The sequence below is a fragment of the Leeuwenhoekiella sp. A16 genome (genome assembly GCF_047946675.1).
In the GTDB taxonomy this organism is placed as follows: Bacteria; Bacteroidota; Bacteroidia; order Flavobacteriales; family Flavobacteriaceae; genus Leeuwenhoekiella.
Genome location: NZ_CP172313.1, coordinates 665,618 through 691,522 on the forward strand (window position 1 = coordinate 665,618; position 25,905 = coordinate 691,522).

Consider the following 25,905-nt stretch of genomic DNA (forward strand, 5'->3'; position numbering starts at 1 on the left):
CTATGCTAGAAACAGAAACACAATCGTATCAAAACAATTTGGCCTACGCCAAAAATGCCGATGTTGAAGATCCCTTGCATAAGTTTAGGGATGAATTTAACCTGCCTAAAGATGAGAATGGGAAACCATTGATCTATCTCTGTGGTAACTCTTTAGGCCTGCAACCCAAAAAAGCTAAAGATTATATTCAGGAAGAACTAGACAACTGGGCAGAAATAGGTGTAGAAGGCCATTTTAAGGCAAAAATACCGTGGACCACTTATCATGAAAGTTTATCTAAAAACATGGCAGACGTTGTAGGTGCTAAGCCTGGCGAAGTGGTAATCATGAATACGCTTACCACAAATTTGCATTTGATGATGGTTTCTTTTTACAGGCCCACAGATAAGCGGCACAAAATTCTTATTGAAAGTGATGCCTTTCCTTCTGACAGTTATGCGGTGAAATCACAAATAAATCATCACGGTTATAACCCTGAAGAAAGTCTAGTGTTATGGAAACCGCGCAAAGGAGAAGAACTTTGTCACCTTGAAGATCTTAAGGCGATGCTTGAAGAACAAGGCGAAGAGATCGCACTGGTTATGATAGGAAATTCTAACTACTATACCGGGCAAAAATACCCCATAAAAGAAATTACAGAACTAGGTCATAAATACGGTTGTAAAGTCGGTTTTGATCTGGCACACGGCGTAGGAAATATAGATGCCGATTTACATGACAACGGTCCCGATTTTGCCGTTTGGTGCACCTATAAATACCTAAACAGTGGCCCGGGAAGCTTAGGTGGTTGCTTTGTACATGAGCGACATGCCAAGAATAAAGATATTCCACGATTTACTGGCTGGTGGGGTCATAATAAAGAAACGCGGTTTAATATGCGCGTAGATTTTGATGCCCTTCCGGGAGCAGAAGGCTGGCAATTAAGCAATCCCCCTATTTTGTCTATGGCACCCATCCGCGCTTCTTTAGAAATTTTCGCGGAAGCTGGATTTCAGAATATACGTGCAAAATCAAGAAAAATAACCGGTTATCTGGAATATCTAATAGAACAGATAGACGACGATCGTATTAATATTATAACTCCTAAAAATCCTGAAGAACGCGGTTGCCAGCTTTCTATACAGGTAAAAAATGCAGATCGCAGTTTACATGATGGTTTTATGAATGCCGGTATAATTTGCGACTGGCGGGAGCCTGATGTGATCAGGGTTACTCCTGCACCTTTGTACAACAGTTTTGAAGATGTTTATGAAATGGCGGTTAGGCTGCGCCAATTACTAGGCCAATAACGCTATGAAAGAACAAGAACACATACTTATTATAGGCGCCGGCCTCTGTGGCTCTCTTGCCGCTTTGCGCATGGCACAACGTGGTTATAAAGTTACTTTAGCCGAAAAAAGACCAGATCTGCGAGTTGAAGAAGTTGATTCTGGCAGATCGATAAATCTGGCTTTTTCAGATCGGGGAATGAAAGGTTTAAAGCTGGTAGGACTTCAGGATAAAGTAGAACCGCTTTGTATACCCATGAATGGTCGCATGATTCATGAGCGCGAGGGCGAAACGTTCATGAGTAATTACAGCGGTCGGGATCATGAATATATCAACTCTATCTCCAGATCTGACCTCAACATTATGTTACTGGATGAGTGCGATAAAATGCCTAAAATAACCGCTTTTTTCAATCAAAAGTGCGTTTCTGTAAATCTGGAAGAGGCAGAAGCTATATTTGAAGATTACAACACCGGCGAGAACAAAACCATAAAAGCAGATATCATTCTGGGTGCAGATGGTGTAGGTTCTGCTTTGCGAAAAAGTATGTTTGACCACAAACAGCTTTTATTCAGTTATGCCCAGGATTACCTCACTCACGGTTATAAAGAACTATCATTTCCCCCAGGAAAAGACGGAAGTTATCTTGCAGAAAAAAATGCATTGCATATCTGGCCTCGTGGTAAAGATATGATGATCGCGCTGCCCAATCTGGACGGCAGTTTTACCGTTACACTTTTTCTATCCTGGGAAGAAGGTGAAGAGAATTTTGGCCGTTTGCAAACAACAGCAGACGTTAAGGATTATTTTGAAAGACAATTTCCTGACGCGCTGAGCATAATGCCAGATCTTATAGAGGAATTTGAAAAAAATCCTGTTTCGCCGTTAGGCACAATTAAATGTTCGCCATGGTACGCTTACGGTAAATCTCTATTATTAGGCGACGCCGCTCATGCCATTGTACCTTTTTATGGTCAGGGCATGAACGCTGCTTTTGAAGATATTGTGGTTCTGGATAAGATGATAGATAAATATGAAGGCGACTGGCCTAAAATTTTTAAAGCCTATCAAACCGAACGCAAAAAAGACACAGATGCCATCGCAGATCTTGCTGTAGATAACTTTCATGAGATGAAAGCGCATACGGCAAATGAGATATTTCAGAAGAAACGAAAACTTGAACTGGCCTTTGAAAAAGAGTTTCCTAAAGAGTATTTCTCAAAATATTCACTTGTGACATTTCGGGAAGATATTCCCTATTCTGAAGCGATGAGCCGCGGGCGTGTACAAGACAAGGCTATTCTTAATCTCATTCACGATAAGAAACTCACAGACGACCTTTCGCTAAGAGAAAAACTTAATTTGGTAATTGAAGCTTCGCGCGAAATGCTACATGACGATGCAGTTGCCCACAGTTTGCAATAAAACATGAATTTAGAATTAAAAAATAAACACGCTCTGGTTTGTGGCAGTACAGCCGGAATTGGTAAAGCGACAGCCATTGCACTTGCTACTGAGGGAGCTACAATTATTTTGCTTGCGCGAAATGAAGAAAAGCTGAAAACTACGCTTGCAGAATTACCAGTTCCTGAAGATCAAAAACACAGCTATCTGGTTGCTGATTTTAACAATCCTGAGGAAGTAGAAACTGCTGTTAAAAAGCATCTTGAAAACAAAGGCGCTATTCATATTTTGATCAACAACACTGGCGGCCCGGCTGGCGGACCTATTTTTAATGCTTCAATAGAAGAATTTCAGAAAGCATTTACACAACATCTTAAATGCAATCATTTGTTGACGCAGGCGGTTGTACCGGGAATGAAAGAAGCCGGTTTTGGCAGAATTATTAATATCATTTCGACTTCCGTTAAGCAACCTATTGATGGTCTTGGAGTTTCTAACACCACGCGCGGTGCGGTTGCTAATTGGTCAAAAACGATGGCAAACGAACTGGGACAGTTTAAAATTACAGTAAATAATATTCTTCCGGGAACTACAGAAACCGGCCGGTTACACGAAATAATCGCTCAAAATGCCGAAAAATCGGGTATTTCTATTGAAAAAATAGCCGAGAATATGAAAGCATCAATCCCTGCAAAAGGATTTGCCGAACCAGAAGAAATTGCAGATGCCGTTGCTTTTTTAGCTAGTGAACGCGCTGCCTATATAAACGGAATCAATTTTCCCGTTGATGGCGGGAGGACAAAATCGCTGTAAATCAACCAAAAAATGCACTTTTTACCCGAAAAATTAGACGATTATGTAGTTGCTCACTCTCAAAAGGAACCTGAGTTGCTACAGCTACTTCGCAGAGAAACCTATCAAAAAATTCTTCAGCCACGTATGCTAAGCGGTCATTATCAAGGCAGATTGCTGAGTATGCTTTCTAAGCTGATCAATCCGAAAAACATTCTGGAAATTGGCACTTATACCGGGTATTCCGCGCTTTGTCTTGCGGAAGGAATGCAAAGTACCGGAGCACTTCACACTATTGATATCAATGAAGAATTGGTTGATTTTCAACGAAAATACTTTGATAAATCAGCTTTCGCGAAAAGCATTATTCAGCATTTAGGTGATGCAACAGCGGTAATTCCGCAGCTAGAAGGCAAATTTGACCTGATTTTTATAGATGCAGATAAACCGAATTATCCGGCATATTTTGATATAATAATCGACCGACTTAATCCCGGCGGCGTAATTCTTTCTGATAATGTATTGTGGAGCGGTAAAGTAATAGAAGAAGTAAATCCTAAAGATCTTTCAACACTGGCTGTTTTGGAATATAACAGATTACTAGCTGAAGACGACAGACTTGAAACGGTGTTGCTGCCCATACGCGACGGACTTACAATTAGCCGCAGACGTCTTTAATAGTCTAGTCTTACAAGAGCTTTTTTATAAAAGTGGTAGACAAAAGCTGCCATGAGAACCCCTACTCCTGCCCCCACCAGGATATCTCCCGGATAATGAACACCTACAAAAATTCTGCTTGAAGCAAATAATATAGGCCAGATATAAAATATATACACCCACTTATACATACCTCTAAGACTCAATACAACAAAAGTTGTAACCGAAAAAGAAGAGGCGGCGTGCCCTGAAAAGAAAGAAAAATTATGAGGCTCCTGCAATACCCTGATCAGGTCATGCAATAAAGGCTCGTTGTTAGGTCTTAAACGCGCTACATAGGTTTTAACGACCGTTGTAAGCATTAAAGTTAAAAAGAAAGTAAGTAAAGTAGAAAAAACTGCTAGTAAAGCTCTGCGCCAGTAAAACGCGCTTATAAAGAGAAGAAGAAAAATTATATAAAGTGGTACCCAATGGGTGATTTGTGTTATCCAGATCCAGAAACCGTCGTAATCTTCAATTCCCAGATTGTTTAGATAAACAAATAAATCTCTATCCCATTCTGCAAGGTGTTCCCACATTAAAATCTACGTTTGATAGGGCCAGTGATATCTTCTATATCTTCTTTAGCCTTATCAATTTCCTTTTTAACATCTTTTGCAATATCGCTGCTTACGCCTCTGTCTGTGGCGCTTTTAGTAATTTCAGATTTGATCTCATTGGTCGCATTGCGTATGGTGCGCATTCCCTTACCCAATTCTCTTGCAATATCTGGAACTTTATCTGCCCCAAATACCATAACAACTATAAAAATCACAAAGGCAATCTCGCCTCCGCTAATAAAAAGTGGTGCTATCATAATGACACAAAGATATGTGGAAAAAAGAAAAGCCGGTGAAATATCACCGGCTTTTTATACATGAATTAACGTTCTAATTATTCAGGTTTTCCTTAAACTGATTGAATTTATTAGTTTCTTCCTGTTTAGGCCAGCTGTTATTGCTTAGATCAACATCTGCAGTCTCAAGATCTGGATCTACAGTTACCTTAACGATCTCTTTATCTGTAGCGATAACTTTGCTTACCTCTGCATCGTTCTTTCTCCAAACTTGTACAGGATATGTAACTTTCTCTGTTGTACCATCTGAGTAAGTGTACTCAACAATTAGAGGCATTGGTATACCTCCCGGTTTTTCAAAAACAACAGCATAGAAATGCTTAGGCGCTTTTAATTTTGCACGTTCTTCCGGAGTAAAATTATCCATTAAGAATTCCTGAAGATTAGGGGCATTTTCTAAAACAGATTTGTCTTTCATAGAAGGATCATAACCCTCACCACCTTCTTCTACCACGTATATACCGTTTATAGCATCAGGACTTGCGCCATAACGACTAAGCAATGCTTTTCCTTCTTCTGTAGGTGTACTTGTCACGTAGTATGACTTAACTTCTTTCACACCTACATCTACGTTTTCTGTAGTATAGAACCAGCCTCTCCAGTACCAGTCAAGGTCTAAAGCCGAAGCATCTTCCATAGTGCGGAAGAAATCTTCTGGTGTAGGATGTTTAAACATCCATCGATGTGCGTAAGTTTTAAAAGAATAATCAAAAAGATCTCTTCCCATTACAGTCTCTCTTAAGATATTAAGAGCAGTTGCAGGTTTACCATACGCGTTGTTACCCAACTGGTAAACATTCTCAGGGTTTGACATGATAGGCGTGATATAATCCTGATTACCTTTCATGTAATCAACGATCTTAGAAGGCTCTCCTCTTCTTGAAGGATATTTTGTATTAGGAGCTATCGCTTCAGGATAGTTTTCACCAAAATCCTGCTCTGCTACATACTGCACAAAAGTATTGATACCTTCATCCATCCATCCCCACTGGCGCTCATCACTGTTTACGATCATTGGGAAGAAGTTGTGACCTACTTCATGTATAATAACGCTTATCATACCAAACTTAACACGATCGCTATAAGTACCGTCAGGATTAGGACGACCATAGTTCCAGCATATCATAGGGTACTCCATACCTTGTTGCTTAGCATGTACAGATATTGCTTTAGGATAAGGATAATCAAAAGTCATACGTGAGTATGATTTTAAAGTCTGTACAACAGCTTTAGTAGAATACTCTTCCCAAAGTGGATTACCTTCTTTAGGATATATAGAAATAGCCATTACATCATGCGTAGGGAATTTAACCGCCTGTGCATCCATAATATATTTACGTGAAGTGGTAAATGCAAAATCACGTACATTCTCTGCGTGTAACTTCCAGGTCTTTTTGTCTTTGCTAAATCCTTTTTCTGTAGCTTCAGCTTCAGCCTGAGTTACTATTAGAACTGGCTTGTCATAAGACTTTTTAGCCTGCTCCCAACGACGCATCATTTCTTTAGAAAAAACGTCTTTTCTGTTTACGATCTCTCCTGTACCGTTTAACAAGTGATCTGCAGGTACTGTGATCTCAACGTCGTAGTCACCAAAAGGCAAAGCAAACTCGCCACTGCCCCAGAACTGATAGTTTTGCCATCCTTCTACATCATTATATACACACATTCTTGGGAAGAACTGTGCTATGATGTAATTCTTGTTTCCGTCAGGAAAACTCTCATAACCAGAACGTGCGCGATCTACTGTGTGATCTACGATATTGTAATCCCATTTTACAGAGAATTCAAATTCTTCACCTGCTTTTAATGGTTCCGGTAAATCAACACGCATCATTGTGTAATTGATCTTGTACTTAAGATCCTTACCGTCTGCTTTTACTTCATGAATATTAAAACCGCCATCAAAAGGCTCTGTCATATACTGCGCAACAAAACCTTCAGGACGATTTACGGGAGTCATACCGTCACCGTCTCTTTGTTTAGCGGGCGTGTCTTTTTTACGCACATTTTGATCAAGCTGAACCCATAAATATTCAAGATCATCTGGAGAGTTGTTGATATATGTAATTTTTTCTGACCCTGTTATGGTCTGATTATTATCATTAAGCTCAATTTGTATCTCATAATTGGCTCTGTTTTGATAATAATCTTTACCCGGCGCACCAGAAGCGGTTCTGTAGGTATTAGGAGTTGCAAACTCCTGATAGAGTTGCCTAAATTTATTGGTATTTGTGTGAGGGGGGGTACTCTGTTCCTTCTGAACTTCTTCCTGCGCAAATCCTACTGCTGCAAAAAGAAAAATGAAGGTTAGGAGTGAAAACTTCAGGTTTTTCATATTGTACTGTTATTATTTAAAAATAGAGAATTGGTTAAAAGTATATAAATGGGAAAATTATAAGAATTAATTAGCAAAATTTAACACGGCTTTATCATTTCCTGATATCAGAAGAAAGCTTTTTTTATTATCGCCCACATGAATGTGTACGACATTCTTCTGGTCAGGAAAAACATCCATTAGCAGTGTATTTTCTATAGAGACTGAACTTATATCGTGAACGTTTTTCACCTCAATGTAACACACTACATAGTCGTTATCATCTTCATGCCCCAGGTAATTGATCTCTTGCTCTTCACCGTTTATTTTTACAAAGAATTTCTGCGAAATATACCTCTTGATAAACTGATTTAATTTATCCTGATCATAGGTCTCATCAACCTCAATTTCAGGATCATATCTTTCCTGAAGTGCACGCTGAAGATCATCATAAAATATGCGGGTAACTATTTGAAGGGATTGTGATTTAGAATCATAATCTACCTGAGTAACACTAAAGTAATATTTATGGCATGCTGTAGAAATTACTAATGGCAAAGCGATTAGTAAGATTAACCAAAACTTTTTCATAGAGGTAAGCTAAAATTATGGGGTAAGAATTAATCTTTTGCTTTCTGTAAAGCAAATATACTTGCTGTTGACCAAAGATTATTCCAAAAAAGAATCTCAATTTCGAAATATTGAACCTCCTAAAATGATTATTCCTTTAAAATACAGCCTATTTTTTAGTGTTTTAGCACGATTTCCTCTCATAAAAAGCGGTTTTTTATGCTCTAGTATCGCTGCTACTGCCTCAAAAACCGGAATATTTATTCATTCAGCTCCTTAAATTTTCTGTATTCAGGGGCTTTTGCCAGCAGTAATTCCATCAATGCTAAAGGATCATCTTTAGACGCTACGGCAAGTGTACTATTGTTGTTTTCGTAGACATAATGACTAAAATCATCAATGAGATTAGCCGGAATATTCAGTGTTGTTATGTAAACACTATCAAGAACTTTATTTCTGGCTTTCTGCACACGTATTTCCATATTAGAAATGGCAACTCTGCGCTTGAGCATTTTTGTTCTGCCAGAAATCCAGTTTACAATGGGATCTACAGGAACTATGCCCCCGCCAGTATGCGTCGCCGTGTATAACTTTTTCTCTTCGTCTGTGAGGGTTTTACCTTTATATACTGGCAAGCCGGCAGCAGCAGGATCAAACGGTTTTTCTAATTTTGGCACATTCATATCACTGCCCAACCTTCCGGAAAGATCTATATCACTAATGTTAATCTCTTCCAGCTCACTTATTTCTTCGTCTAAATAGAACGTGATTTGTCCCTTCTCAAAAATCTTTGGAGATATTACTATTTCTTTGTGTTGAAATTGTATTGCAGATATATAAAGTGTATCATTAATACGCACGGGAATACTAAAACTACCACCATCATTAGTTATCGTCCCTTTACGCATTGTAAGGTTTACAATATGGAGGTAAGACGTTTCAATAGAATCATTAAGCACTTTACCCTGCAACATAACCGTCTCCTGCGCTTGTAAACTTCCGGAAGAGAACAGGCACAAAAAACAAAGACATAAAAGTGTTAAAGACGGTATTTTCAGCTTTACCAAGGCGGCGTTTTTTTTTGTAAAAGTAAGTTGCTAAAAATTAAAGACGCCAAAAGATTTTAGCCGTTGCAAGATTAATTTTTTACCTCAGCCTTGTAGGCTTCTCTTTTGTTCAGTAAAAATTGAATAAGATTTAATTCATTACCCTGCTCAAGCATCTCCTTATTGAGTCCGTTATTTGCAGCGTAGTCCAGAAAGTCGCCAATATTCTCTTCTTTAATATCAAGATTTTGCTTAAAGAAAGCGTTGTCATACATCTTTGCAAGTTCATCTTCTGCAGTTATCTTAAACGTATTGCTATCTTTTTCTCTTTTGTTATATAAAGCTTTGAAGATATTTACAAAGTTGAGACCGTATTTCCAGGTGGCATCATCTAATGCGACATTTTCTGGAGCGCTCATAGAATCATATGTACCATCTAACATATTTACAGCTGCAAAATTTATATTAGGCGCACCTTCATTAACACTAACCCGGTTCACATCTGCCACAATATCTCCTGTGAGATCATATGGACTAACCACTATTTCTTCTAAGGGTGTTACTGTTTCTCGTAATGAGATCGTCATTTTCTTAGAATTTAATATGCCACGATTCACTTTTACAGTGACGGGAGTAAATTGTAAAGATTGAACTAAGATCTCATCCTGATTGGCTACAGCCAAAGTAAAAACACCAGTTCTATCTGTTATTGTTCCCTTTTCTGAAGTTGTATTGTAAATAACTATACCTTCAGGATCGCCGCCTTTAGGTACAATTAACTGCCCTTCTATCATCACTCTGGCAGAGTTTTGAGCCAAAGCGACAGAGGTACATAAAAAAAGAAAAAGAACCTTGTATAAAAGTTTCATAACAGAAAAAATTGATTACCTCATTTAAGTAACAACAAGATTTTCAAATTTACTCGGTGCCAGCGTGTAAATTTTTGTTAAATGACCATTATATTTGTTGTTCCAGCTAAAAAACCTATTCTTTGAAAAACTTAATACTCGCAAGTACCTCAACAATTTATGGAGATTCATATCTAGGTTATCTCTTACCATATCTCGATAAGCATTTTTTAAATGTAGAACGTTTGCTTTTTATACCCTACGCGCGTCCTGGCGGAATAAGTAATGACGACTATACAAGCCGTGTACAGGAAGCTTTTAATACTCTTGATATTGAAGTACGAGGGATTCATGAATTTGAAGATCCTAAAAAGGCAATAAAAGAAGCTCAGGCAATCTTCACCGGCGGGGGCAACACCTTTTTATTAGTAAATACACTTTATAAATTAGAATTAATGCCGGTTTTGCGTAAAGTACTTTTTTCCGGGACACCGTATTTAGGTACAAGTGCGGGAACAAACATAGGCGGTCTCACCATGCAGAATACTAACGACATGCCTATTATTTACCCACCCAGCTTTAAAACGCTTGGGTTGGTTCCCTTCAATATAAATCCTCATTATGTAGATCCGCTTGAAGGTGATACGCACATGGGTGAAACGCGGGAAACCAGAATTAGTGAATTTCATAGATTCAATAATATCCCGGTTATAGGATTACGCGAAGGCAGCTGGATCGAAGTTAAGGGCGACAATTGCTTTTTAAAAGGTGATCTGGACGCACGCATTTTTGAATCTGGAAAGAAAACCTGGGAGTTAGAGGCCGGTGAACAGATTGTATTTGACTAGCCTAAAGTTTCTTTAGAAAATGGTAACCTAAAATATCATAGCCCTGGTTCATATAAAACTTATGACTGGGATAATTACTTACATAGCTATTTAGTTCTGAAGTTTCACAGCCTTTACTTTTTGCATATTCAAATATCCAGGCAAAAACCTCTTTACCTATCCCTTTGTTGCGATAATTATCATCTATATAAACATGATCTGCCTCACAGGTCTTACCGGCGTAGTGACGTATGGCAAACCAAAGACCAAAAACACCTACTAATTTATCATTCCAATGAATACCATAACATTCATAATTCTGCTTAAACATTTCGTGTAAACGCTCTCGAAGTACCTCATCTTCAATATTGTTATTCATCAATGCTTTTATTAATGGCTGAAAGGTGTTAATATCTTCTTTAAATAAGCGTTTGATGTTCAGGTTGGTCATATTTTATTTATTTTTAAATCAAGAACCTTTAGAGAATTGAACCCTCTTACAGGATTAAAAGGCAGACAAAAGTAATGGATTTAAATATTGAACATAAACAAAACGACAGGCGTGGTGTCTTTTTTATAGAAGGTGACTCTGGGATCATTTCAGAACTTACTTATTCTATTAAAGACAAACACACACTTATTATAGACCACACAGAAACTAAGATCCCTGAAGAAGGAAAAGGTTTTGCAAGTAAACTGGTCGCTCACTCTGTAGATTATGCAAGAGAGAACAGCCTTAAAATTGAGCCGCTTTGCCCCTTTGCCGAAGTTCAATTTGACAGACACTCTGAATACAACGACGTACGTGCCTGAGCAATCTATAATTACCACAGAAAGACTTTATTTAAGGCAGTTTACGGCAGAAGATGCCGCAGATCTTTACGAGCTTAATAATGATAATGAAGTTCTGCAATATACCGGTGATGAGCCTTTTGATTCTGTAGCAGATGCTTTGCATTTTGTAAGTAATTATACTGCTTATGAAAAACCCGGCATGGGCAGATGGGCTGTGATTAGAAAAGAAGATGATGCTTTTTTAGGCTGGTGCGGCTTAAAATACCATCCGCTGGAGCGAGTTGTAGATCTGGGCTATCGTTTAAAAAAGAAATATTGGCGTTATGGTTATGCTACAGAAGCAGCAAAAGCCTGTGTACAATACGCATTTCAAGACTTAAAACTCGCTTCGCTGGTAGCACATGCGCATGTAGATAATTCTGCCTCGCATAAGGTGCTTCAAAAAATCGGGTTTAAATACATAAAAACCTTCCTTTATGATGGCAAAAACGCCTTTCAATACAGCCTTTTTAATAAAGATTATGCAATAAGGCAAATTTCAGGAAAAGAAACCTGGTCTGTACGCCATCCCGTTTTGCGCCAGGGCAGACCGTTAGAAGATTGTCATTTTGAAGGAGATGAAAATCAGGATACAATACATCTGGGGCTCTATCATCTTGATCATCCTGTGGGCGTTGTAAGCTTACTAAAAAAAGACCACAATTACTTTAGCGGTACTCAATATCAACTGCGCGGAATGGCTGTTTTGCCTGAATTTCAAAATAAAGGCCTGGGTGAACTATTAGTTGATGAAGGTGAGAAATTACTCAACGCTAAAAGAGTATATACTATATGGCTCAACGCAAGAGAAGTCGCAGTCTCTTTCTACACCAATCTGGATTATGAAATAATGGGTAAACCTTTTGAAGTAGAACCTATAGGCACGCATTATCTCATGCATAAAAAGCTACGATGAAACGCAGAACTTTTATAACTACCACAGCTATTGCCACGACTGCAGCAACACTCTTGCCTGGTTTAAGTTTTAGTCAGAATATGATATCAGAAGCAGAATTGATAGGTAAAGGCAATCCTGATCTTATAGAAAAAGAGGGCTATCGCCTGCGCCCCGAAGCAGCAAAGGCATTTGATAAAATGAAGGCCGCTGCCGCGAAAGAAAATATCGACATTCAGGTGGTTTCCAGTTATCGGGATTATAACCATCAAAATCGCATCTGGGAGCGCAAATATCGCGCCTATACAAACAAAGGTCTTTCACCCGAAGATGCTATTGCAAAAATAATTGAGTATAGCACTATCCCGGGAACCTCAAGACACCATTGGGGTACAGATCTTGATATCATAGACGCCAATGGCAAAACCTCTGGCGATGTGTTAGTCCCTTCTAAGTTTCATGGTAATGGTCCCTTTTGCAAATTAAAAGAATGGCTCGATAAACATGCAAATGAGTTCGATTTTTACCTGGTTTATACCGATTTACCCCTGCGCCAGGGATTTAATTATGAACCATGGCATTTTAGCTATAAGCCGCTGTCTCAAAATTATCTCGAGCAGTATAAAAAACTAGATATTAAAGAGGTACTTCAAGAACAACAACTTTTAGGCAGTAAAGCATTTACTCCAGAGTTTATAACACTTTATCGTCAAAACAACGTCCTAGATATAAATCCTGATCTTCTGAGTTAATTTTAATTAATTTAGATACCTAATCAAGTTATTATGCGACTAGGCGGCAGAAGTACAAAGCTTAAACTTATAATAGGTATTCTCATCATAGGATTTGGTGTTGTACGCTACTGCGGCAACAGACAGGAAAATCCATACACAGGGCGCGTACAAGCCATATCTATGACTCCGGAAGAGGAGATCGCAATTGGTTTACAAAACGCACCGTCAATGGCACAACAACACGGTGGTTTACACCCAGACCAGCAATTACAGGCTTTTGTAGATCAGGTTGGCCAGAAGTTAATAGACCATAGTGTAGCAAGAGAGACACCTTACAAATACGAATTCCATTTACTACAGGATCCTGAAACTATAAATGCTTTCGCCCTACCCGGCGGACAAATATTTATAACCTATGCTCTGCTTTCCAGGTTAGAAAATGAAGATCAGGTAGCGGGAGTTTTAGGACACGAGATAGGCCACGTACTTGGTAAACATTCTGCAGAGCGTATTGAGAACAGCAATTTATGGAGCACAATATCTATGGGCGCAGAAGTAGGTGTAGGCGCCGGTAGAGAAGCTGGCGCTATTGGTCAAAATATACTTTTAGGTAACGGGCGCGATGACGAGTTAGAAAGTGATGATCTTGGTGTACGCTTTATGATAAAAGCCGGTTACGATCCTAACCAGATGATAGAAGTGATGAAAATTCTAAAAGCCTCTGCAGGTCCTAATCGTGTACCAGAATTTCAAAGTACACATCCCGATCCAGAAAACAGGATCGAGAAAATAAAAGAGGCTATAATTAAATATGGAGGTTAAAACATACTTAAAGCATATTTTGATTCCGCTTCGGCGGAATTTTGTTTTTATCTTTACCACATAAGCTAACATTATGAATAAAAAAGTAATCTTAATGATCTTAGATGGCTGGGGTTTTGCTCCAGACAAAACAGTTTCTGCTGTAGATCTTGCAAACACACCATTTATTGATTCGCTATACGAGAAATATCCACATGCGCAATTGCTTACCCACGGTGGCAATGTAGGCCTTCCAGAAGGCCAGATGGGGAATAGTGAAGTGGGTCACATGAATCTGGGTGCAGGACGCATCGTTTATCAAAATCTGGCAAAGATCAATAAAGCTATTCAGGAAGATACACTTAAAGATACAGATGCTCTTAAAGCAGCTTTCGCTTATGCGAAAGAAAACAATAAACCCATTCATTTGCTAGGCCTGTTATCAGACGGTGGTGTGCATTCTCATATTACACATGCAAAAGGTCTTATTAAAGCTGCAAAAGACGCAGATGTAAAAGACGTTTTTTTACATGCATTTACAGACGGTCGCGATGTTGACCCACAATCAGGTAAAGGTTTTGTAGAAGATATTACCGCATACGCGAAAGATAAAGGAGCTAAACTCGCTTCGTTGGTAGGTCGCTATTACGCGATGGATCGTGATAAACGCTGGGAACGCGTAAGTCTTGCATACGATGCGATCGTAAAAGGCAAAGGAACTGCAACCACAGACCCGGCAGCATCTCTACAAAAAAGTTATGATGAAGGCGTTACAGATGAGTTCTTAAAGCCAATCATTGTTACCGAAGCTGATAAGCCGGTGGCAACAGTTAAAGATGGCGACGTGGTTATATTCTTCAACTTTAGAACAGATCGCGGTCGCGAACTAACAGAAATGCTTTCTCAGGTAGATTTTCCCGAGCAGGAAACTAAAAAGCTTGATCTGTATTATGTCACCATGACAAATTATGATCAAACATTTAAAAATGTACATATTGTTTACGACAAAGACAATCTGGTAAATACACTGGGCGAAGTTGTTTCTAAAGCGGGCAAAAAACAAATTCGCATCGCTGAAACTGAAAAATATCCTCATGTTACTTTCTTCTTTTCGGGTGGGCAGGAGATTCCTTTTGAAGGTGAGAGCCGCATAATGGCATCTTCTCCTAAAGTCGCCACTTATGACCTTCAGCCAGAAATGAGCGCTTATGAAGTGCGTGATAAGATCATCGAGCAACTTAAAAAGGAAGAAGCAGATTTTGTTTGTTTAAATTTTGCTAACCCAGATATGGTAGGTCACACAGGAATTATAGAAGCTGCCATTAAAGCTTGTGAAACCGTTGATGAATGTGCAAATGCTGTTATTACAACCGGTCTTGAGCATGGTTATAGCACGATTGTAATTGCAGATCACGGTAACTGTGAGACGATGAAAAATCCTGATGGTTCTCCTAATACCGCACACACTACAAATCCTGTTCCTGTGATCGTAGTAGACCCAGATATCCAGAACGTAAAAGATGGTATACTGGGTAATGTAGCCCCCACGATCCTTAAAATGATAGGCATAGAAAAACCAGCCGTGATGGATCAGGAATCGCTGGTTTAAGCCTAAAAACCAACCCTTAACCTATGAAAAGAACAATTTTAATATTCGCAGTTCTTGTGAGCAGTCTTGCAATAAGCTGTAAGACGAATGATAATAAAGATAAATCACTCGCTCAAAATGAACCTGTTGCAGAAAGCGTGCAGGAAGATATGCTGGTAGGCAAAATAAGTCGTTTACAGCTCGAGAAAAAACCTTATAAAGACTGGTTTATTGAGACTTATAAAGATTATGACATAGACAGCACGCGTCTTAAAGAGATAGACAGCCTTCTTGAAGATGTGAAGATCACAACTTTTATGGGTACCTGGTGCGGTGATAGTCAGCGTGAAGTTCCTGCCTTTTATAAAATTATGGATCAGGCAGAAATGAACTTTGAGAATCTTTCGCTTATAGCGGTAACACGTGATAAAGTAACTCCGTTAGGCTTAGAAAAAGGAAAGAATATCACTAACGTCCCTACTTTTATTTTCACTAAAGACGATAAAGAGTTAGGGCGCATTGTAGAATATCCTGTTGAAAGTCTTGAAAAAGATATGCTGAAAATTCTAAAAGGAGAGCCATATAAGCACTCTTACGCCGAATAAAAAATTCAGTTGAATAACTTAATATCCTGTGGCCATAACGTAAATTTCTGTTTATAGTCACAGGATTTTTTATAGGAAGCAGAAATGGTAGAATGGAATTTTTTTGACCTCTCAAATGGGAATGATGACAAACTGAAGATCATTCACCTGTCTGATCTTCATATACGCAATATTGCCTCCATACATTCTGAAATAACCGCTAAAATTAATCAAAAATCGCCCGATTTATTGGTAATAACGGGTGATTCTGTTGAAAAACCGGCTAACCTGCCCCTACTCTATCAATTTCTAAATATGATAGATAAACCTATTCAGAAATTTGCAATATTAGGCAATTGGGAACATAAGGGTAATATTGATTTTACTGAATTGAAAGAAATCTATGCCGCACATAATTGCAAGCTCTTAATCAACGAAAATCAAAATATCACAGTAAACAATAAAACCGTTACCGTAATAGGAATCGACGATTTTAATATGGGAAAAGCCGATTTTTACAGGGCTACGGCAAATATTAAACCCGGTGAGACTGTAATTGCACTTACACATTGCCCGCAACATCGCGACATTATAGAGACAGAAGGTAAAGACCTAAAGATAGATCTAGTGCTTTCTGGTCACACGCATGGCGGACAAATAAATTTCTTTGGTTACGCGCCCATTCGCCCTCGCGGTAGCGGCAAATACTTAAAAGGCTGGTACAAAGACGCAGAACCAATTATGTATGTTTCAAAAGGCGTGGGTACGAGTAATATTCCTATTCGCTTTGGCCCCAAGGCCGAAATGGTAGAATATCATATTTAGCGATTTGCTTTAAATTTATAACTAAACTAACACCTAATAAAGGGTATCAAACACAGATCAATGTTCAACTTCACCGGCACATATACAGATCAATATCAACTTAGCATGGCTCAGGTTTATTTTCAGCAAGGGCATCATGAGGAAGTAGCTGTATTTGATTATTTCTTTAGAAAATTACCCTATAAAGGTGGTTATGCGATTCTCGCCGGTTTAGAAGATCTACTTGAAATCTTAAAGGATCTCACCTTTAGTAAAGAAGATATTGATTATCTTAAGAATAAAGATTTTGATGATGATTTTTTAGAATACCTGTCTAATTTTAAATTTAATGGAACGATCTATTCGGTTCAGGAAGGTGAAATTATTTTCCAGACAGCTCCTATTTTACAGGTAAAGGCTAATATTATTGAAGCCCAGATAATCGAGACTATTTTGCTAAACCTGCTCAACTTTCAAACCTTAATTGCTACAAAGGCCAGCAGAATGCGACTTACAGCCGGCGATAAGGTTTTACTTGATTTTGGTTTACGTCGCGCTCAGGGACCCGGTGGCTATCTGGCTACTAAAGCTGCGATGATAGGTGGTTTTAATGGCTCAAGTAATGTAATTACCGGTAGAGATTTTGGCATACCTATTTCGGGAACGATGGCGCACTCATTTGTGCAAAGTTATGATGACGAGCTCACTGCTTTTAGAGATTTTGCTTCCGGAAGACCAAAAAACTGTGTTTTTCTTGTAGATACTTATGACACTTTAAAAAGTGGAATTCCCAATGCAATTACTGTTGCTAAAGAAATGGAAGAAAAAGGGCAAAAATTGCTCGCAATAAGATTAGACAGCGGGGATCTTGCATATTTGGCTAAAAGAAGTCGGAAACAGCTTGATGATGCAGGACTTGATTATGTAAAAATTGCTGTGTCTAATCAATTAGATGAATATGTTATTAAAAGTTTACAGGATCAAAATGCGCCTATTGATATTTTTGGTGTGGGAACAAATCTTGTGATTGGCAAACCAGATGCAGCTCTTGACGGAGTTTATAAATTGACTTTCTTTAAAGGAAAACCACGTATAAAAATATCAGACAGTCTTATAAAAACCACTTTACCGCATCAAAAACAGGTTTTCAGAATATATGATGACACCGGTAATCTTATTGGTGCAGATGCGATAGCGATGGTAGATGAAACAAAAGTTGATATCATGCATCACCCTTATGAGCCTTTTAAAAAGCTACATGTATCACCGCTTAATCAGGAGCCTCTGCTTCAAAAAGTAATGGAAAATGGTGAGATTCTTATTAAGAAAAGAAGTCTAAAAGAAATAGCTGACTTTAGCCGTGAACGATTAGAAAAATTACCTTTAGAATACAAACGCTTTGATAACCCGCACATTTATAAAGTGGGAATTAGCAGCAACCTTAAAAATGAACGCGATAGATTAATTGAACTCCATAAAACTGTTTAGCTATGAAAGCACTTATCATCATTGACGTACAAAATGATTTTATCCCGGGTGGTGCATTAGCCGTTCCCAATGGTGATGAAATCATTGAGTTAATTAATCAACTTCAGGAAAAATTTAATCTTGTGGTTGCCACGCAAGACTGGCATCCTGAAAATCATGCGAGTTTTGCAGTAAACCAGCCAGACGGTAAGGAATTTGACATTATAGAACTCAATGGTGAAGATCAGGTTTTATGGCCCGTGCATTGTGTACAAAACAGCACAGGGGCAGAATTGCATCCCGATCTTAAAACAGATAGAATTGAGAATATAATTCAGAAAGGAACAAATCCCAAAATTGATAGCTACAGCGGTTTCTACGATAACGCCCATTTAAAATCTACCGGCTTATATGAATATTTGAAAGAAAAAGGAGCAGATCAACTCTATTTTTGTGGTCTGGCGGGCGATTTTTGTGTCTTTTACAGCGTTATTGATGCTCTGGAAGAAGGTTTTACAGCCTATTTAATAGAAGATGCAACGCGGTCTCTTGATGGTTCAGAATTTGTAAAGGCAAAAAATATAATAGAAGAAAAGGGAGGAAAGATCGTTGAATCTTCAGATTTACTATAAGAATTATACTGGCTAAAAGCTTATATTAAACAAATACAAATTAAGCCCTTTAGCATGAATTCTATTTTTCAGCAAATATTAATTGAAGCCACTAAGAGGCGATTAAAGCAACAAAAAGTAACAACTCCTGCTCGCAATTTTTCACGTGAAGTGAAAGATACAAGTGTGGTTGCTAAACACTTACTGCGCGATCTGCTCTTTATTGGGTTAGGAATAGTTTCGGCAGGATTAGGCTTAAGAGGATTTTTATTACCCAACTCTTTTATTGACGGCGGCGTGACAGGAATTTCGCTTATAGCTGCAGAAATTTCTGGAATATCATTTTCTCTTTTAATTGTTCTTATCAATATTCCTTTTTTAATACTCGCCTACTCTACCATAGGCAAGTCTTTTGCCCTACGCAGTTTCTTAGCAATTGCAATTCTGGCCATAGGTTTGCATTTTATTGAGTTCCCCATGATTACAGATGATAAATTACTCATCGCAGGTTTTGGCGGTTTCTTTCTGGGTCTGGGAATAGGTCTGGCCATACGTGGGGGCGCAGTACTTGATGGTACAGAAGTTTTGGCGGTTTACATTAGTAGAAAAACCTCAATTACAATAGGAGATATCATCCTCCTTTTTAACGTGATGATTTTTAGTGTTGGTGCGTATGTTTTCTCTGTAGAAATCGCACTTTACGCCATCTTAACCTACTTGGCGGCTTCTAAAACGGTTGATTTTGTAGTTTCTGGTATTGAAGAATATATAGGTGTAACTATCATTTCTGAAAATAACGAAGAAATAAGATTGGCAATTATAGAAAAACTGGGCCGTGGCTGTACCATCTATAATGGAAAAAGAGGGTTTGCCAAAAAAGGGCAGGCTTTAAAAGACACGCATATTATTTACACACTTATTACGCGCCTCGAACTTTCTAAACTACAAACGGAAGTTGAGCGAATAGACAAAAATGCTTTTATCATTATGCAGAGTATAAAAGATGCAAAAGGCGGGATGATAAAAAAGAGACCTTTGAAATAATAAGACTAAAGAAGTACAATATTTCATTATAACGTTTTTTTAAAAAGCTCTATTTTTAAGGTACTATCAAAACCAACTTTATGAAAAACTACAACGTTATAACTGCAGCGCTTGTTCTCTTTGTGCTGTTACATTGCTACGCGGTGCAATCTCAAACCATGAACACATACAATACACAATACGGCATATTTGAAAATCAAACTAACGTAGGCGATCCTGCTAAAGAAGGTTCTGTTTCTTACGATCCTGAAAAGCAGGAATACACACTTACCGGTTCAGGTATAAATATGTGGGGTGAGAATGATCAGTTTCAGTTTTTATATAAATCTATACAGGGAGATTTTATTTTGCGGGCTCAGCTCAATTTTGTGGGTGAGGGTACAGATCCTCATCGTAAGATAGGCTGGATCATTCGTAATAATTTAAGTTCAAATTCGCCACAGGTAAATGCCACCGTCCATGGTGACGGTCTAACTTCCTTACAATATCGCAAGACCAATAGCGGAGAAACAGAACAGATCACCTCAACAGATTCTCTGCCAGATGTGGTACAGTTAGAACGCAGGGCTGGCACTTATTATATGTCTACAGCCAAATTTGGCAAGCCTTTTACGACGGTAGAATTAAACGATGTAGATCTACGCAATGAAGTTTTTGTAGGTCTTTTTGTTTGTTCGCACAACGCTGATGTTTTAGAAAAAGCCCAGTTTCACAATGTGAGAATAATTAAACCAGCAGATCCAGATTTTCAGCCGTATCGCGATTATATAGGCAGCAATATGGAAATTATGGATGTAGAAACAGGCTACAGAAAAGTGCTGTTCCATTCTGCGCACTCCATTCAGGCGCCTAATTGGGTAAATAACGATAAAGAATTGGTTTATAATTCTAATGGTTTTATGTATCGCTATAATTTTGAAACTGGCGAGGTTAAACAGATCAATACCGGTTTTGCCATAAACAATAATAACGATCATGTTTTCTCATTTGATGAAAGCATTTTAGGCATAAGCAATCATAATCAGGATGATAATGGTAATTCTTCTATATATTTAATGAATCCTAAAGGTGATTCTATACCTAAAAAAATCACTAAAGATGGTGTAGGCAACTCTTATCTTCATAGCATTTCGCCAGACAACAAGCGCATTATTTTTACTGCTAATCGCAAAGACAAGTTTGATATTTATGCCATTGATCTGGACAGCGGCAATGAAGTGCAGCTCACAGACACAAAAGATCTTGACGATGGCTCAGAATATTCTCCTGACGGAAAATACATATATTTTAATTCTAACCGTACAGGCACCATGCAGCTTTGGCGTATGAACGCAGATGGAAGCAATCCCGAACGCTTAACAAATGACGAAAACTATAAAGACTGGTTTCCTCATATTTCTCCAGATGGTAAATGGATCGTTTTTATCTCTTTCCCTCCTGATATTCCGTTTAGCGATCATCCTTTTTATAAGCACTGCTTACTGCGGCTCATGCCGGCAGACGGCGGCGACCCTAAAGTGATTGGCTATATTTATGGCGGTCAAGGTACTATAAATGTTCCCAGCTGGTCAAAAGATAGCAAGCACATCGCTTTTGTCACCAATAGCGATTTAGGAAACTGATTCTAAAACCTTCCTTTTATATGATAAAATCGGTCATTTTAGCGCTAATATTTTTGACTTCAGGCTTTCCTAATTTTCATAAAGTTGAGAATCAATCTGCAGATTGGGAAATTCTGTTTAACGGGAAAGACCTTACCGGTTGGGATACCTGGCTGGGAATGCCCAATGAGGAGGGCAAAGATCTTTGGCAACAAACACAGGCAGCCGACTATAAACCCTTTGGTCTAAATAATGATCCGCTAGGAGTTTTCACTATTGTGGAAATTGATGGAGAACCGGCTTTAAGATTATCGGGAGAAGTTTTTGGCGGAATATCTACTGTTGCTGAATATGAGAACTACCATTTGCAATTGCAGTTTAAATGGGGAAAGGAGAAATATGCCCCAAAGTTGAATAGTCCGCGCGACAGCGGAATTCTATATCACGGCAACGGCGAGCAGGGTGTTGAATCAGGTTTCTGGCTGCGCTCACAGGAATTTCAAATTCAGGAAGGTGATTGCGGGGATTATTGGGGAGTTGCCGGCGGGCAGATGGATATTCATACTGAAAAAGTGAACGACAGTTTGTATCGATACAATCCTGAAGGTAAATTGAGAAACTTTGGCTACCAAGCCAAATTAGGCAGAAATGTAAAAAAAGGACCTAATGGCGAAAAACCTTCCGGCGAATGGAATACTTTAGACTTATATTGTTACGGTGATAAGAGCGCACATGTTGTAAACGGCGTTGTAACAATGATACTTGAGAATTCTCAATTAGTGCTTGATGGGGTGGAAAAACCGCTTAAAAAGGGCAAAATTCAACTGCAGACAGAAGGAGCCGAAATCTATTACAGAAATATTAAAATTAGATCAATTGATAATTTTCCAAAGGAATTTTAAAAAGGAAAATTGAAAAGGAAAACTTATATAATCTCGTCATCCTGAATTTATTTTAGGGTCTTAAACGGTGTTGCTGCATTGCAAAAACTCATAAGATTCTGAAAGCAGTTCAGCATGGCGTTAACCCATTATTTTAATTATAAAATCAAATGAAAATAAAGAAATACAGTTTTGTAACTACAATTTTAATTTTGCTAGCTGGTTTTCTATCAGCACAAAACACATTAGACAGAATACAGGTAAAAGGCAATAGTTTTGTAAAACCCAGTGGAGACACAATTGTTTTTAGAGGTTTAAACACGAGTGATCCTGATAAATTAGAAGCTCAGGGACATTGGGATAAAAGCTATTTTCAGGAGATGAAAAACTGGGGTGCAAATCTGGTAAGATTTCCGGTTCATCCTACTGCATGGGTAAAACGTGGAGATAAGGAATATTTTGAATTGCTTGATGATGGTATAAAATGGGCTGGTGAATTAGGAATGTATGTCATACTAGACTGGCATAGCATAGGAAATTTAAGAACAGAAATGTACCAGTCTGATAATTATGACACGACACAAAAGGCAACCTATGATTTCTGGCGAAAAATGGCCGCTCGCTATGGTAAAAACACAACCGTCGCTTTCTACGAACTCTTTAATGAACCTACTACGTACAACCAAACTTTAGGCACGATCACATGGGATTTCTGGAAAGATTATAACACAGAACTGATCACCATCATAAGAGCAAATGGCGGTGAAGGTATTCCGCTGGTGGCTGGTTTTAATTGGGCGTATGATCTTACTCCTGTAAGAGATAATCCACTTGAAGTGGAAGGTATAGGTTATGTAAGCCATCCTTATCCGCAAAAACGCGACAAACCCTGGCAAGAAAAATGGGAGAACGATTGGGGTTTTGTTAAGGAGAAATATCCTTTAATTCTTACAGAAATTGGTTTTTCTGGGGCTGATGATGTGGGTGCTCATGTTCCTGTAATAAGCGATGAATCATACGGTGATGCAATAACAAAATATGCAGATGACCACGGAATTTCATACATGGTCTGGGTTTTTGATAATCAATGGGCACCACGCTTATATGAAGATTGGGATTATACCCCGTCACGACAGGGAAGATATTTTAAAAGGAAATTACAGAGTTACAATTACGATAAATAACCTGACTAAACAGTATAAAAAAAGGGATGAAATATTAAAATTTCATCCCTTTTCGCATTAAACTACATTAATATTTATTCTAGCCTTCTCTACTCCAGTGACGCTTAGGTAACATATCTTTAAATGATGTAGTAAACTTATCATCAAAAGAATCTGTAATTAAAACGCCTTCACCTTTATCTATACCCGCGGCGGTAAGCAATTCTTCTCCTTCACCCGCAGCACCTATAGTTTTACAGTGTTTGAAAATTTCTTTTACAAAATGTTTTAGGAAATCAAATTCTTTCATACTGTCTACACTTTTCTTCCCACCGGGAACAAAAACAGCATCATAAAGAACGGGAGATGCAGTAGCATGACTCTTATCTACTTTCATGCTCTCACCATTATCACCTTTAACCATACCCATCTTTTTATAGATAATATGAGCCATGGCATTACCTTCCATCAAAGCATCTTTTAGCTTAGAAACATGATCATAATGATAACCTTCATCTACAAGTATAGCAACTTTACGACCGGTTATATTATCCATCACCGTATTTTCCATACTTAAAGCAGGCGATTTTTTAGTGTATTTTTCATCGGCTGCGCTTGATTTTGGCGCATCTACACCTACATTATCTGCAACAGAAATTGCCAGATCATGATCAATATGATTAAGATGATCTACCATCTTTACCCGTAATTCTTCAGTATCACATTTGCTCAATTCAAAGCTAAAACCGTTGATGATATGTTGCTGTTCTGGCTTGGTCATACTGTTATAGAACAATCTGGCCTGCGTGTAATGATCTGAAAAACTCTCTGCTCTCTTGCGAACTTTTACTGCTTCAATTTTTTCAGGATAACTCACATACCCACCGCTTTTTTCAGCTACTTCACCCGGCATGTTATCATTAAGCGCATTAGGCTCATAATTAGTGCGGCCTTTATCTATAGTCTGGCGCATGAAACCATCTCTCTGATTATTATGAGAAGGATTTATGGGTCTGTTAATAGGTATTTCAGCAAAGTTTGGTCCTCCAAGACGCGTTAATTGCGTATCTGTGTACGAGAACAATCTACCTTGCAATAAGGGATCATTAGTAAAATCAATACCGGGAACCAGATGACCCGGGTGAAAGGCTGCCTGTTCAGTTTCTGCAAAGAAATTATCCGGATTTCTATTAAGAACAAATTTACCTAACATACGTACAGGAAAATCCTCTTCTGGCCAGATCTTGGTAGGATCAAGAATATCAAACGGAGCTTTATCTTCTTCTCCTTCTTTTATTACCTGCACACCAAATTCCCATTCAGGGAAATTACCCATATCAATTGATTCATACAGGTCACGACGGTGAAAATCAGGATCCTGACCTGAAACTTTTAAGGCCTCATCCCAGACTAAAGAATGTGTTCCTAATTTTGGCTTAAAATGAAATTTCACAAAATGAGATTCCCCCTGAGAATTTATAAATCTGAAGGTATGAATACCAAAACCTTCCATCATGGCATAGCTTCGTGGTATCGCCCTGTCACTCATCACCCACATCATCATGTGCATAGATTCTGGGGTAAGTGAAATAAAATCATAAAAGTTGTCATGAGCAGAAGCCGCTTGTGGTATCTCATTATGAGGTTCAGGTTTGACGGCATGAATAAGGTCTGGAAATTTAATTGCATCCTGAATGAAAAAAACCGGAATATTATTTCCTACCATATCAAAAACGCCTTCATCTGTATAAAATTTAAGCGCAAAACCACGCACGTCACGTGCTGTATCTGCAGAGCCTCTAAACCCGGCTACTGTAGAAAATCGGGCAAACATGGGTGTTTTCTTACCTTTTTCGGCTAAAAATCCGGCTTTGGTAATATCATCACTGTTGCCATAACTTTCAAAATAACCATGCGCTCCAGATCCTCTTGCATGCACCACACGTTCTGGGATGCGCTCATGATCAAAGTGAGTGATCTTCTCACGCATTATAAAATCTTCCAGAAGTGATGGTCCTCGTTCTCCTGCCTTTAAAGTATTTTGATTATCGTTAATACCTGTTCCCTGATTTGTAGTGAGCTTTTCACCACTTTCACGGGTATGAATTTTTAATTGTTTACTCTTGTCGTCCATTTTAAGTTGAGTTTGGTTTTTTATAATTGGAAAGCTTAAATTAGCATTATTCAAAACAATTACCCCATCTTTAAATATAACATTAAGATAAGTATAAGACTTATTTAACAATTGATTTTGAGTGCTTTAAAATATTCTTAAA

26 protein-coding genes are annotated in these 25,905 nt (G+C 38.4%); 18 read left to right on the plus strand and 8 right to left on the minus strand.

Features of this window, described 5'->3' with window-relative positions; genetic code table 11:
* Positions 1 to 2 precede the first annotated feature (2 nt).
* The 4 genes from kynU to ACH3O9_RS02865 are packed head-to-tail and all read left to right on the plus strand — an operon-like array spanning position 3 to position 4,143.
* Positions 3 to 1,289 (plus strand): kynureninase, encoded by a 1,287-nt coding sequence (kynU, locus tag ACH3O9_RS02850; RefSeq protein WP_416444195.1) that lies wholly within the window; start codon positions 3 to 5, stop codon positions 1,287 to 1,289.
* Between the two features lie 4 nt (positions 1,290 to 1,293).
* Positions 1,294 to 2,694: an FAD-dependent oxidoreductase gene (locus ACH3O9_RS02855; RefSeq protein WP_416444196.1), complete on the plus strand. Its 1,401-nt coding sequence runs from the start codon at positions 1,294 to 1,296 to the stop codon at positions 2,692 to 2,694.
* A gap of 3 nt (positions 2,695 to 2,697) precedes the next feature.
* Entirely contained in the window at positions 2,698 to 3,486 is a 789-nt protein-coding gene (locus ACH3O9_RS02860) for an SDR family oxidoreductase (protein WP_416444197.1), read from the plus strand.
* Between the two features lie 12 nt (positions 3,487 to 3,498).
* On the plus strand, positions 3,499 to 4,143 hold the full coding sequence (locus ACH3O9_RS02865; RefSeq protein WP_416444199.1) for an O-methyltransferase: 645 nt from the start codon (positions 3,499 to 3,501) through the stop codon (positions 4,141 to 4,143).
* Here the strand turns inward: ACH3O9_RS02865 and ACH3O9_RS02870 are convergent.
* The 6 genes from ACH3O9_RS02870 to ACH3O9_RS02895 all read right to left on the minus strand — a co-directional run bounded on the left by ACH3O9_RS02870 (position 4,140) and on the right by ACH3O9_RS02895 (position 9,816).
* Complete coding sequence (locus ACH3O9_RS02870; RefSeq protein ID WP_416444201.1) at positions 4,140 to 4,700, minus strand: phosphatase PAP2 family protein; 561 nt, start codon at positions 4,698 to 4,700, stop codon at positions 4,140 to 4,142. The genes ACH3O9_RS02865 and ACH3O9_RS02870 overlap by 4 nt on opposite strands.
* Entirely contained in the window at positions 4,700 to 4,978 is a 279-nt protein-coding gene (locus ACH3O9_RS02875; protein WP_416444203.1) for a Sec-independent protein translocase subunit TatA/TatB, read from the minus strand. The genes ACH3O9_RS02870 and ACH3O9_RS02875 overlap by 1 nt, the downstream gene beginning before the upstream one ends.
* Positions 4,979 to 5,051: 73 nt before the next feature.
* On the minus strand, positions 5,052 to 7,352 hold the full coding sequence (locus ACH3O9_RS02880) for a M1 family metallopeptidase (RefSeq protein WP_416444205.1): 2,301 nt from the start codon (positions 7,350 to 7,352) through the stop codon (positions 5,052 to 5,054).
* A 66-nt stretch (positions 7,353 to 7,418) separates the two neighbouring features.
* Complete coding sequence (locus tag ACH3O9_RS02885) at positions 7,419 to 7,922, minus strand: DUF6702 family protein (RefSeq protein WP_416444207.1); 504 nt, start codon at positions 7,920 to 7,922, stop codon at positions 7,419 to 7,421.
* Positions 7,923 to 8,161: 239 nt separating this feature from the next.
* Positions 8,162 to 8,968: a hypothetical protein gene (locus ACH3O9_RS02890; protein WP_416444209.1), complete on the minus strand. Its 807-nt coding sequence runs from the start codon at positions 8,966 to 8,968 to the stop codon at positions 8,162 to 8,164.
* A 71-nt stretch (positions 8,969 to 9,039) separates the two neighbouring features.
* Positions 9,040 to 9,816, minus strand: coding sequence for a hypothetical protein (locus ACH3O9_RS02895; RefSeq protein WP_416444211.1), 777 nt, complete (start codon positions 9,814 to 9,816; stop codon positions 9,040 to 9,042).
* 122 nt (positions 9,817 to 9,938) lie between these two features.
* On the opposite strand from ACH3O9_RS02895, the gene pepE reads away from it, so the two are divergent.
* Complete coding sequence (pepE, locus tag ACH3O9_RS02900; RefSeq protein ID WP_416444213.1) at positions 9,939 to 10,643, plus strand: dipeptidase PepE; 705 nt, start codon at positions 9,939 to 9,941, stop codon at positions 10,641 to 10,643.
* A 1-nt stretch (position 10,644) separates the two neighbouring features.
* Here pepE and ACH3O9_RS02905 read toward each other — a convergent pair whose 3' ends face one another.
* On the minus strand, positions 10,645 to 11,073 hold the full coding sequence (locus ACH3O9_RS02905; RefSeq protein WP_416444214.1) for a GNAT family N-acetyltransferase: 429 nt from the start codon (positions 11,071 to 11,073) through the stop codon (positions 10,645 to 10,647).
* Between the two features lie 74 nt (positions 11,074 to 11,147).
* Between ACH3O9_RS02905 and ACH3O9_RS02910 the strand changes: the two genes are divergently transcribed.
* The 13 genes from ACH3O9_RS02910 to ACH3O9_RS02970 all read left to right on the plus strand — a co-directional run bounded on the left by ACH3O9_RS02910 (position 11,148) and on the right by ACH3O9_RS02970 (position 23,650).
* Positions 11,148 to 11,435, plus strand: a complete 288-nt coding sequence (locus tag ACH3O9_RS02910) for a GNAT family N-acetyltransferase (protein ID WP_416444216.1) — start codon at positions 11,148 to 11,150, stop codon at positions 11,433 to 11,435.
* Positions 11,398 to 12,372, plus strand: a complete 975-nt coding sequence (locus ACH3O9_RS02915) for a GNAT family N-acetyltransferase (protein WP_416444218.1) — start codon at positions 11,398 to 11,400, stop codon at positions 12,370 to 12,372. Before ACH3O9_RS02910 ends, ACH3O9_RS02915 begins: the two co-directional genes overlap by 38 nt.
* Positions 12,369 to 13,103, plus strand: a complete 735-nt coding sequence (locus ACH3O9_RS02920) for a M15 family metallopeptidase (RefSeq protein WP_416444220.1) — start codon at positions 12,369 to 12,371, stop codon at positions 13,101 to 13,103. Before ACH3O9_RS02915 ends, ACH3O9_RS02920 begins: the two co-directional genes overlap by 4 nt.
* 33 nt (positions 13,104 to 13,136) lie before the next feature.
* Positions 13,137 to 13,907 (plus strand): M48 family metalloprotease, encoded by a 771-nt coding sequence (locus ACH3O9_RS02925; RefSeq protein ID WP_416444222.1) that lies wholly within the window; start codon positions 13,137 to 13,139, stop codon positions 13,905 to 13,907.
* A gap of 73 nt (positions 13,908 to 13,980) precedes the next feature.
* On the plus strand, positions 13,981 to 15,495 hold the full coding sequence (gene gpmI / locus ACH3O9_RS02930; protein WP_416444224.1) for a 2,3-bisphosphoglycerate-independent phosphoglycerate mutase: 1,515 nt from the start codon (positions 13,981 to 13,983) through the stop codon (positions 15,493 to 15,495).
* A 23-nt stretch (positions 15,496 to 15,518) separates the two neighbouring features.
* Positions 15,519 to 16,079: a thioredoxin family protein gene (locus tag ACH3O9_RS02935; protein ID WP_416444226.1), complete on the plus strand. Its 561-nt coding sequence runs from the start codon at positions 15,519 to 15,521 to the stop codon at positions 16,077 to 16,079.
* 84 nt (positions 16,080 to 16,163) lie between these two features.
* On the plus strand, positions 16,164 to 16,883 hold the full coding sequence (locus tag ACH3O9_RS02940) for a metallophosphoesterase (RefSeq protein ID WP_416444228.1): 720 nt from the start codon (positions 16,164 to 16,166) through the stop codon (positions 16,881 to 16,883).
* Positions 16,884 to 16,943: 60 nt separating this feature from the next.
* The gene (locus tag ACH3O9_RS02945; RefSeq protein WP_416444230.1) at positions 16,944 to 18,350 is read left to right on the plus strand and encodes a nicotinate phosphoribosyltransferase; all 1,407 of its coding nucleotides are present in this window, start codon (positions 16,944 to 16,946) and stop codon (positions 18,348 to 18,350) included.
* Positions 18,351 to 18,352: 2 nt separating this feature from the next.
* Positions 18,353 to 18,961, plus strand: a complete 609-nt coding sequence (gene pncA, locus ACH3O9_RS02950; RefSeq protein WP_416444232.1) for a bifunctional nicotinamidase/pyrazinamidase — start codon at positions 18,353 to 18,355, stop codon at positions 18,959 to 18,961.
* Positions 18,962 to 19,015: 54 nt separating this feature from the next.
* Complete coding sequence (locus ACH3O9_RS02955; RefSeq protein WP_416444234.1) at positions 19,016 to 19,984, plus strand: YitT family protein; 969 nt, start codon at positions 19,016 to 19,018, stop codon at positions 19,982 to 19,984.
* 80 nt (positions 19,985 to 20,064) lie between these two features.
* Positions 20,065 to 21,606: a TolB family protein gene (locus tag ACH3O9_RS02960; RefSeq protein WP_416444236.1), complete on the plus strand. Its 1,542-nt coding sequence runs from the start codon at positions 20,065 to 20,067 to the stop codon at positions 21,604 to 21,606.
* Between the two features lie 20 nt (positions 21,607 to 21,626).
* The gene (locus ACH3O9_RS02965; protein ID WP_416444238.1) at positions 21,627 to 22,487 is read left to right on the plus strand and encodes a 3-keto-disaccharide hydrolase; all 861 of its coding nucleotides are present in this window, start codon (positions 21,627 to 21,629) and stop codon (positions 22,485 to 22,487) included.
* A 149-nt stretch (positions 22,488 to 22,636) separates the two neighbouring features.
* On the plus strand, positions 22,637 to 23,650 hold the full coding sequence (locus ACH3O9_RS02970; protein WP_416444240.1) for a glycoside hydrolase family 5 protein: 1,014 nt from the start codon (positions 22,637 to 22,639) through the stop codon (positions 23,648 to 23,650).
* 79 nt (positions 23,651 to 23,729) lie between these two features.
* On the opposite strand, the gene ACH3O9_RS02975 is transcribed toward ACH3O9_RS02970, so the two are convergent.
* On the minus strand, positions 23,730 to 25,763 hold the full coding sequence (locus ACH3O9_RS02975; RefSeq protein ID WP_416444242.1) for a catalase: 2,034 nt from the start codon (positions 25,761 to 25,763) through the stop codon (positions 23,730 to 23,732).
* Positions 25,764 to 25,905 lie beyond the last annotated feature (142 nt).